The organism is Streptomyces sp., assembly GCF_035563135.1.
GTDB lineage: Bacteria > Actinomycetota > Actinomycetes > Streptomycetales > Streptomycetaceae > Streptomyces.
Genome location: NZ_DATMVN010000210.1, coordinates 1 through 8,803 on the forward strand (window position 1 = coordinate 1; position 8,803 = coordinate 8,803).

Consider the following 8,803-nt stretch of genomic DNA (forward strand, 5'->3'; position numbering starts at 1 on the left):
GGCGATGTTCCTGGTGCTCGGCGTGATCGCCGCCACCGTGCGCATGCCGCGGGCGTCCTCCCTCACGGACGCGGTGCCCGCCGACGCCGCAGCCCCCAAGGCGGGGCTGCGCGTACTGCTCTCCCACAGGGCCATGGTGCAGCTGTGCGTGCTGGGCTTCGTCATCTTCTTCGCCTGCTACGGACAGTTCGAGTCCGGCCTCGCCGCCTATGGCACCGAGGCCGCCGGAATCGATCCGTCCACCCTGGGCATCGCGCTGGCGGCCAACACGGCGGTCATCGTCGTCGCGCAGTTCGTCGTGCTCCGGCTCGTGGAGCGGCGGCGGCGCAGCCGGGTCATCGCGTGGGTCGGTCTGATCTGGGCCTTCGCCTGGATCGTGGCGGGATACGCGGGCCTCGGGCACGGCAGCCAGACCATGGCGACTGCCGCGATGATCTCGACGTACGCCCTGTTCGGACTGGGTGAGGCGATGCTGTCGCCGACGGTGGCACCACTCGTCGCGGATCTGGCGCCGGAAGCCATGGTCGGTCAGTACAACTCGGCGTTCGCCCTGGTGAAGCAGCTGGCCCTGGCAGTCGGTCCTGCCGTGGGCGGGCCCATGGGGGCGGCGCTGCACGGGCCGTACATCGTGACCTTCGTGCTGTTCTCGCTGGGCATCACCGTGCTGGCGCTCAAGCTGGGCCGCCGGCTCACCCCCGTACAGGACAAGCCGTCGCTCGCGGCTGTGCCGTCCCGGGTGGTCGCCGTGTCACTGCCGGACAGCGAGCCGGTCACCGCTCCCACCGTCGTGCGCTGACACGGGACGGCTGGCACAGGCCGGCCGGAGCAGGACGGCCGGGACGGATCAGCCGGGGCAGGTCAGCCGGGCAGCGCGAATTCGCACCAGACCGCCTTGCCCCCGCCGGGGGTGCGTCTGCTGCCCCAGGACGAGGCGATGGTGGCCACGATGGAGATGCCGCGTCCCGTCTCGTCGGCGGGTTCGGCACGGCGGCGGCGCGGCAGGTGGTCGTCCCCGTCCGTCACCTCGATGATCAGACGGCGGTCGGTCCGTCGCAGGCCGAGGCGCATGGGCGGCGTGCCGTGCTGGAGGGAGTTCGCCACGAGTTCGCTCGCGGCGAGCACCCCCAGGTCGCAGAGCTCCATGGGGAAGCGCCAGGACGCCAGGACACCCGTGGCGAAGGCGCGGGCCCTGGGCGCCGCCTCGATGCCGCCGAGCAGTTCGAGCGAGGCGTTGTGGAAGAGCTCCGCGCTCGTCCCCGTACGAGCGGGGTGCTGGACCACGAGGACCGCCACGTCGTCGTCGTGCTCCGCGGTGACACCCAGGGAACGGATGAGCCGGTCGCAGACGACCTGCGGTGAGCCCTTGGCACCGGACAGGGCACGCTCCAGAGCGGCCACGCCTTCGTCGATGTCCTCGCCCCGGCGTTCGACCAGGCCGTCCGTGTAGAGCACGGCCGTGGAGCCGGGCGGCAGGGGAATCGTCCCTGAGGTGTGGACCCAGCCGCCCGTGCCGAGCGGCGGCCCGGTCGGTTCCTCGGCCCGGTGGACCGTGCCGTCCTCGTCGCGCACGAGGATGGGGAGGTGCCCGGCGGAGGCGTGGACGAGGTGCCCCTCGTTGGGGTCGTGGACGGCGTAGGCGCAGGTCGCGATCTGGCTGGCGTCGATCTCGGCCGCGAGCACGTCGAGGAGCTGGAGCACCTCGTGCGGCGGCAGGTCGAGGCGGGCGTAGGCGCGGACAGCCGTGCGCAGCTGGCCCATGACGGCGGCGGCCCGCACGCCGCGTCCCATCACGTCGCCGATGACGAGTGCGGTGCGGCCGGCGCCCAGGGTGATGACGTCGTACCAGTCCCCGCCGACCGCCGCGTCCGTGCCGCCGGGCTGGTACGTGGCGGCGATGCGCAGGTCGTCCGGCTGTTCGAGGTCCTGCGGAAGCAACGAGCGCTGGAGGGTGACGGCCGTTTCCCGGTGGCGGCGTTCGCTGGCACGGAGCCGCTCCGCCGCCTCCGCGTGGTCGGTGACATCGGTGGCGTAGACGAGGACGCCCGCCTCCCCCGCCTCCCCTTCCGGGCCGCCGGGGCCGACGGGGGTGCAGGTCACCGTGTAGGAGCTGCCGGACCGGACCTTGCGCGACTTGACCGTGCGGGGGGTGCCGCTGCGCAGGACCTGGTCCATGAGGGGTAGCAGGCTGAGCTCGGTGAGCTCGGGCATGGCCTCGGCCGCGGGTGCGCCGCAGGGGCGTGGGCCGAACGCCGACGTGTAGGCGGCGTTGACGTAGGTGATGCGGTGCTCGGGACCGTGGAGCAGTGCGACCGGGGCGGGAAGCCGGCCGAGGAGCTCACGGGCCGGCAGTGCTTCCAGGGAGGGCACGGAGGCCGAGGGTTCCGGGGTGTCGTCCGGCGGCGCGGCTGCGCTCTTCGGCCGGACGGACTCGGCGCGGGCGGCGGGTACGGGACTCTGGTCGTCCCGCGCGGCGGCTCGACGCTGCGTTCCGGGAAGGCGGGCGCTCCAGCGCGTGAAGTTCACGGAATTTCTGGCCTCGTGTGTCGGTCTGGTCCGCTCGGGCGAGCTGCTTCTTCTGCTGGTCCTGTGGCCGGCCCCCTGCTCGTGCCGGGCAGGGGTCGCCGGGGCCGGGCTTCCGGAAACGCGCAGCCGGGCCTCTTCATGCTGGTCGTCATCGCTGCCGGTCACTGTAGGTGACTGCCTGCCGGATGACTCTGTGCAGGTGTGAGCCCGCCTATGGTCACACGCCCAGTGTGACCGACCGTACTGACAGTTGCCCTACGGCAGTCGGTCCATCCGCTGGATCGCTGCCGCTCCCGGAGGTGCCCGGTGTGCGGGGAGCCGCCGGTCAGCCGGACGTGGCCGACGGCCCGTCGTCCTTCGGCGGGGTCTCTTCGGGAAACACCGGATGTGCGTGTCCGCGCGCGGCGAGGGCGAATTCGGCGCGCGGGTGTTCGAGCGAGCCCAGGGAGACGATCTCTCGTTTGAAGAGCCCGGCCAGAGTCCACTCGGCAAGGACACGCGCCTTCCGGTTGAACGTGGGGACGCGGCTGAGGTGGTAGACGCGGTGCATCAGCCAGGCCGGGTATCCCTTGAGCTTGCGCCCGTAGACATGCGCGACGCCTTTGTGCAGGCCGAGCGAGGCGACGGATCCGGCGTAGGAGTGCCGGTAGTCCTCGACGGGCCTGCCGGCGAGTGTGGCCACGATGTTGTCCGCGAGGACCTTGGCCTGGCGCACCGCGTGCTGCGCGTTCGGTGCGGTCTCGGCACCCTGCTCCGACGAGGTGAGGTCCGGGACGGCCGCCGCGTCACCGGCGGCCCAGGCGTGTTCGGCCCCCTCGACGGAGAGCGCGGCGGTGCAGCGGATCCGGCCGCGCTCCGTGAGGGGAAGGCCGGTGGCGGCGAGGACCGGCGCGGGTTTGACGCCGGCGGTCCACACCAGGGTGCGGGTCGGGAAGCGTGAGCCGTCGCTGAGCACGGCGACCCGGCCTTCGCACGTCTCCAGACGGGTCTCCAGCCGTACGTCGATGTTGCGGCCCCGCAGCTCCCTGACGGCGTACCTGCCCATGGTCTCGCCGACCTCCGGCAGGATGCGGCCGGTCGCTTCGACCAGGATCCACCTCAGGTCCGAGGGCTTGATGTTGTGGTAGTAGCGCGAGGTGTACCGGGCCATGTCCTCGAGCTCCGCGAGCGCTTCCACGCCCGCGTATCCGCCGCCGACGAAGACGAAGGTGAGCGCCGCGTCACGAATGGCGGGGTCCCGGGTCGCGGAGGCGATGTCCATCTGTTCGATGACGTGGTTGCGCAGACCGATGGCTTCCTCGACGGTCTTGAAGCCGATCCCGAAGTCGGCGAGACCGGGGACCGGCAGCGTGCGCGAGACGGATCCGGGTGCGAGGACGATCTCGTCGTACGGGATCTCGACGGCCCCGGTGCCGTCCTCCGCGGTGGCGAGCGTCGTGACCGTCACGGTGCGTTTGACGTGGTCGACCCGCTCCGCCTCACCGATGACGATCGTGCAGTTCTTCAGGACCCGGCGCAGGGGCACGACGACATGACGCGGTGAGATCGAACCGGCGGCGGCCTCGGGCAGGAAGGGCTGATACGTCATGTAGGGCTCGGGCGTGACCACCACGATCTCGGCCTCGCCGCTTTTCAGTCTCTGCCGCAGCTTCCGCTGAAGACGCAGCGCGGTGTACATCCCGACGTAGCCGCCGCCGACGACGAGAATGCGCACACTGGGCCGGGTGCCGGGGGACGCCCCCCGGGAATCTGGTGCCATCACCATCCCATGACGCAACGGAGTTCGGTGTTTGTCCACAGGCCCGACGAATTGTGTGACCGGAGCCCTGCATCCACCCGGCGGCCCGCGGCCCCCCGCTGTTCCCGGAGCTGTGCAGGTCAGGTACGGCGGGGGAGCGAGCCCGCAGGGGGTGCGTCAGGGGCCACCCGGTCCTTGCTCCGATCGGGGGGCGCGCCGTGCGGAACAACCCCCTTCTGAATTGACTCGGGCTCAACTATGTTCGTACTCCTTCGAGGTGGCGGATTCGGACGAAGATCCGCACGTCGACTGACACGGTGGGGAAGTCTCCGGGGGGAGACGTCATAACGGGGGAAGTTATGCATATTCAGGATGTGCACGGGCCGAGTGTCGCCGCCCCTTCGGTTGAGGGCCGTGGGCGGCTGAGCTCCGTCGGGACGGCAGGGACGGCAGGGACGGTCGCGGCAACCGGTGCGACGGGCGGCTCGGGCCGCTCGGCGCCGCTCCGCGTGGACGCACAGCGCAATCTCGAACACGTCCTGCGCGCCGCACGTGAGGTGTTCGGCGAGTCGGGTTACGGCGCGCCGATGGAGGATGTCGCGCGCCGCGCACGGGTCGGAGTCGGCACGGTCTACCGGCGTTTTCCGAGCAAGGACGTGCTGGTGCGCCGGATAGCCGAGGAGGAGACCGCGCGGCTGACCGATCAGGCGCGCTCGGCCCTCGGCCAGGAGGAAGAGCCGTGGTCCGCGCTCTCCCGTTTCCTTCGGACCTCGGTGGCCTCGGGCGCGGGGCGGCTGCTGCCGCCGCAGGTGCTGCGCGTCGGGGCGGAGCAGACCCCGGCGGCGGGGCCCGACACGGTGGACGGTGAGACGCGCGTCCCGCACCAGCGGCAGGGCGTGGAACAGCCCGGACCCCGGACAGCCGGGCAGCACCCGGCCGACGAGGAGGTACTCGACGACGAGCCGGGGGTGGCCGAGCTGCTCGACGTCGTGGGCGGACTGGTGGGCCGGGCACGTGAGTCGGGGGAGCTGCGGGGTGATGTGACGGTGGCCGATGTGCTGCTGGTCATCGCCACGGCGGCACCGGCTCTCCCGGATCCCGGCCATCAGGCCGCCGCATCGGCACGGCTGCTGGACATCCTGCTGGAGGGCCTCCGCTCCCGTCCGGCGTAGGTGCCGCGCCACAGGTGCGTCCCGCAGCCACAGCGCGGGGGCCCGGGCAGGCGGGGCACGAGTCCCACCGACCGGCCACCTGGGCGGTCCGCTGACGTAGGAGTGGCCCCGGCCCGCGCTGACGTAGGAGCGGCCCCGGGCCGCTGACGTAGGAAGACCGGCCCGCTCGTGGGCGGAGCGAGACCTTGTCCGTCCACTCGATGTCCGTGTGCGGCCGAGGGCGTCGCTCCTTCCCCTCGGGGGCGGGGTGATGCCTCCGGGCAGGGGAAGACACCCCGGACGAGTGGTTGCTCCCGCGTGGGGCCCGTCGCTGCTGGGCCCTGTGACACTCTTGCCCCCGTATTCGGGTCCGAGGGTGCATACGGGGGCTTCCGCGATGAGCGGTGACGCGCAGCAGGAAGATCCGGCCGACGGTATCGCTGCCGCGGGCGAGGGCGGCAGGGCAGCGGAAGCGGTGGCCTCCGGCCCGTCGGGGGCGCAGGTTCCGAACCCGGTGCCGCCCCGGTTGCCGCAGCCGGGCCGTTACGGCTCCGGGCAGCCGGACAGCTCCGCCGGAGGTGGCCGGGAGGCCGGGCAGCCGGGGCGCTCCGCCGGAGGTGGCACCGTACTGCCGGGTCCGTGGCCGTCCGCGTCCGCCGCCACCGGGGTGTGGGTGGAGCCCGGTGCGGAGACCGGCACCACGTACGCGGTCCCTCTGCAGCGCGAAGGACGCGCGGGATCCACCGGTCCCGGTCCCTCCGACGCGCAGTTGCTCCAGGGCATGCGCGCAGGCGACGACCAGGCGTACGAGGAGCTGTTCCGGCGCCATTCGGGGGCGGTGCGCCGCTATGCGCGTACCTGCTGCCGGGATGCGCACACCGCGGACGACCTGACGGCCGAGGTGTTCGCCCGGACTCTGCAGGCGGTACGCGGCGGCAAGGGGCCGGAGGAAGCCGTCCGGGCTTACCTCATGACCGCTGTCCGGCATGTCGCCGCCGCGTGGACCAGGAGCGCGAGGCGCGAGCACCTGGTCGACGACTTCGCGGTGTTCGCCACGCAGGCTGCTCGCTCCACCGAGCTGCCGGAGTCCGCCGCCCTCGATCTCGGCGCCGATGTGCTGGCCATGCACGAGGCGGACCGGACGATGGCCGTGCAGGCGTTCCGCAGCCTGCCGGAGCGCTGGCAGGCCGTGCTGTGGCACACCGCCGTGGAGAAGGAGTCACCGAGCGAGGTCGCCCCGCTGTTCGGCCTGACGGCCAACGCCACGGCGGTTCTGGCCGCCCGGGCCCGTGAAGGGCTCAAGCAGGCCTATCTGCAGGCCCATGTGAGCCAGTCGCTGACCACCGGCGGAGACTGCGCGCAGTACGCCGACCGGCTCGGCGCCCACGTCCGGGGCGGTCTGCGGGCCCGGGCCGAGCGCGGGCTGCGCAAGCATCTGGACACATGCGCGAGGTGCCGGGTCGCCGCCGGTGAGCTGGACCGTGTGAACGCCGGCATTCCGGCCCTGCTCCCGGTCGCCGTCATCGGCTGGTTCGCCGCCGGTTACTCCGTCAAGGCCGCAGGCATCACGGCCGGTGGCGCGGCGGGGGCGGCGGGGGCCGGAGCCGCCGCGACGTCCGCGGGGGGTGCGTCCTCCGGAGGCGGTGCACCAGGCGGAGCCGCCGTGTCGGAAGGGCTCGGCGCTCCGCTGAAGGCGGGGATCGCCGCGGCGATGGCTTTGGCCACCGCTGCCGGTCTCGTGTGGGCCCTGGCCGGTGACGACCGGCCTGCACCGGAGCAGAAGCCGGTGGCCAAGCCGCCGGCCGCGGCCCCCGCAGTACCCACCGCGCCCACGCCACCCGCCGCGCCCCCGCCCCCGGAGTCGACGCCGAGCCCGCAGCCGCCGGCCCAGCCCGCCCCACCCGTACCCGAGACACCACCCGCCACCGAGCCGGCTCCGTCACCGTCACCGTCACCGAGTCCCACAACGGCACCGAGTCCGGCCCCGAAGCCGCCGTCTCCGGGGCCGGCTCCCGGATCCGCCCCACCGGAGCGCATGCCGGTGACCGTCCCGGAGGAGCCCGCGTCCCCCGCGCCGGCCGTCTACCGGGTGAGCGAGCTGCCGTACTCCGTCGCTGGTGATCACACCGGCCCCGAGATCCTGCTCGGCCGGAGCAGCGGCGTCTTCTGGCAGCGTCAGGGGCTGTCGGTCGCCTCCACGAGGTACGCCCACGGCGTGACCGCTCCCTCCCGCTCGTCGGTCACCGTGCAGCTCAACCGGACGTGCACGCGTTACGACGCGATGGCCGGGGTCGACGACCTGACCGCGGGGCTCGGCGCCGTGCGTTTCTCCGTGTACGACGGTGAGGGGGTGCGGCTGTGGCGGTCCCCCGTGCTGCGGGGCGGTGAACCCGCCGTACCGGTGAGCGTCGGCATCGAGGGCCGGCGGTCGATCCGGCTCGTCGTGGAGCCGTCGGGACCGCTGAGCGGAGTCACGCTGGCCGACTGGGCCGAAGCGCGCATCAGCTGTCGCTGAGCCCCCGCGGCCGTCCCGGTCCGTCGCGCATCAGCTGCCACCGTCCCCGTCGGCCGCGCATCAGCTGCCGCCGAGTTCCTCCGCGATCCCGGTCAGGAGGCCGAGGAGCTCATCCGGTGTCAGGCCCTTTCCCAGGGCGCTCTCCTCCTCGTACCGCCCGGGATCCAGTTCTTCGCGCAGCCGCTCCCTCGCCGCCGCCTCGGCCTCCTCCACCGCCGAGCGGGGGCCGTCCACCCGTCAGGCCCCGGCCGCCGCCGCGAGGTTCCGGGCGGACACCGCGAACAGGTCCGGCCTCACCAGGATGCCCGCCGCCGACTCCGCCAGGTGGTGCGGTGAAGCCTTCCGCGCATCCGGCGGTCACGGCCAGGCGCAGCGCCCCGAGCACCTCGCGCAGCCCTTCGGATGGCCCGCCCGATGGTTCCTCCCCCTGCCTGCCGGAGGCCGCGAGCCCCACAACCTGCCGAAAGCGGCGGTCCCCACACCCACCGGAAACCGCAGGCCCTACGCCCGCAGGGTGCGGCGGACTCTACGCCTGCAAGGTGCGGCGGGCCGGGGCGACGCCGCCCGCGACCGCCCGTTGCCGCGGGGCGGCCGTCCCGGTCCAGCAGGTGCCCCGGCGCGTGACCAGGCGCCGCAGCCAGAGTTCCGTGGACGCCAGCTCGGCCAGCCCGTCCAGGGGGAGGGGCTCGCCCTCGGAGGCCGCGCGCAGCGCTTTGCGTACGACACGTGCCTCGACCAGGCCCGCGTCGGCGAGCAGCGGGGCGTCGAAGAGGGAGATCAGCTCCGGGAGTGCGGTACGCAGGCCGATACGTCCGGCCGCGGTCGAAGTGGCCTGCGACGGGGCGCCCCAGCCGGGCGGCAGGTCGTGGATGCCGG

General features: G+C 73.2%; 6 protein-coding genes and 1 pseudogene. 3 read left to right on the forward strand and 4 right to left on the reverse strand.

The window, feature by feature from the left end; translation table 11 throughout:
- A partial coding sequence (locus VN520_RS09175) for an MFS transporter (protein ID WP_325746360.1) occupies window positions 1–796 on the forward strand: 796 nt, incomplete at its 5' end.
- Between the two features lie 62 nt (window positions 797–858).
- Here VN520_RS09175 and VN520_RS09180 read toward each other — a convergent pair.
- Both VN520_RS09180 and VN520_RS09185 read right to left on the reverse strand, forming a co-directional pair.
- Window positions 859–2,523 carry an ATP-binding SpoIIE family protein phosphatase gene (locus VN520_RS09180; protein ID WP_325746361.1) on the reverse strand — a complete coding sequence of 555 codons (1,665 nt, stop codon included), beginning with the start codon at window positions 2,521–2,523 and terminating at the stop codon, window positions 859–861.
- Window positions 2,524–2,848: 325 nt separating this feature from the next.
- Window positions 2,849–4,282 carry an NAD(P)/FAD-dependent oxidoreductase gene (locus tag VN520_RS09185; RefSeq protein WP_414719805.1) on the reverse strand — a complete coding sequence of 478 codons (1,434 nt, stop codon included), beginning with the start codon at window positions 4,280–4,282 and terminating at the stop codon, window positions 2,849–2,851.
- A 338-nt stretch (window positions 4,283–4,620) separates the two neighbouring features.
- On the opposite strand from VN520_RS09185, the gene VN520_RS09190 reads away from it, so the two are divergent.
- Window positions 4,621–5,433, forward strand: a complete 813-nt coding sequence (locus VN520_RS09190; RefSeq protein ID WP_325746363.1) for a helix-turn-helix domain-containing protein — start codon at window positions 4,621–4,623, stop codon at window positions 5,431–5,433.
- Between the two features lie 376 nt (window positions 5,434–5,809).
- Window positions 5,810–7,927, forward strand: coding sequence for a sigma-70 family RNA polymerase sigma factor (locus VN520_RS09195; protein ID WP_325746364.1), 2,118 nt, complete (start codon window positions 5,810–5,812; stop codon window positions 7,925–7,927).
- Between the two features lie 60 nt (window positions 7,928–7,987).
- On the opposite strand, the gene VN520_RS09200 is transcribed toward VN520_RS09195, so the two are convergent.
- Window positions 7,988–8,161 carry a hypothetical protein gene (locus VN520_RS09200; protein ID WP_325746365.1) on the reverse strand — a complete coding sequence of 58 codons (174 nt, stop codon included), beginning with the start codon at window positions 8,159–8,161 and terminating at the stop codon, window positions 7,988–7,990.
- Window positions 8,162–8,453: 292 nt separating this feature from the next.
- Window positions 8,454–8,803, reverse strand: a pseudogene (locus tag VN520_RS09205) (asparagine synthase); the annotation flags it as partial.

Coding starts and splice junctions, on each gene's coding strand:
- VN520_RS09185 (WP_414719805.1), bottom strand. CDS start 4,282: ATGGCACCAGATTCCCGGGGGGCGTCCCCCGGCACCCGGCCCAGTGTG.
- VN520_RS09190 (WP_325746363.1), top strand. CDS start 4,621: ATGCATATTCAGGATGTGCACGGGCCGAGTGTCGCCGCCCCTTCGGTT.
- VN520_RS09195 (WP_325746364.1), top strand. CDS start 5,810: ATGAGCGGTGACGCGCAGCAGGAAGATCCGGCCGACGGTATCGCTGCC.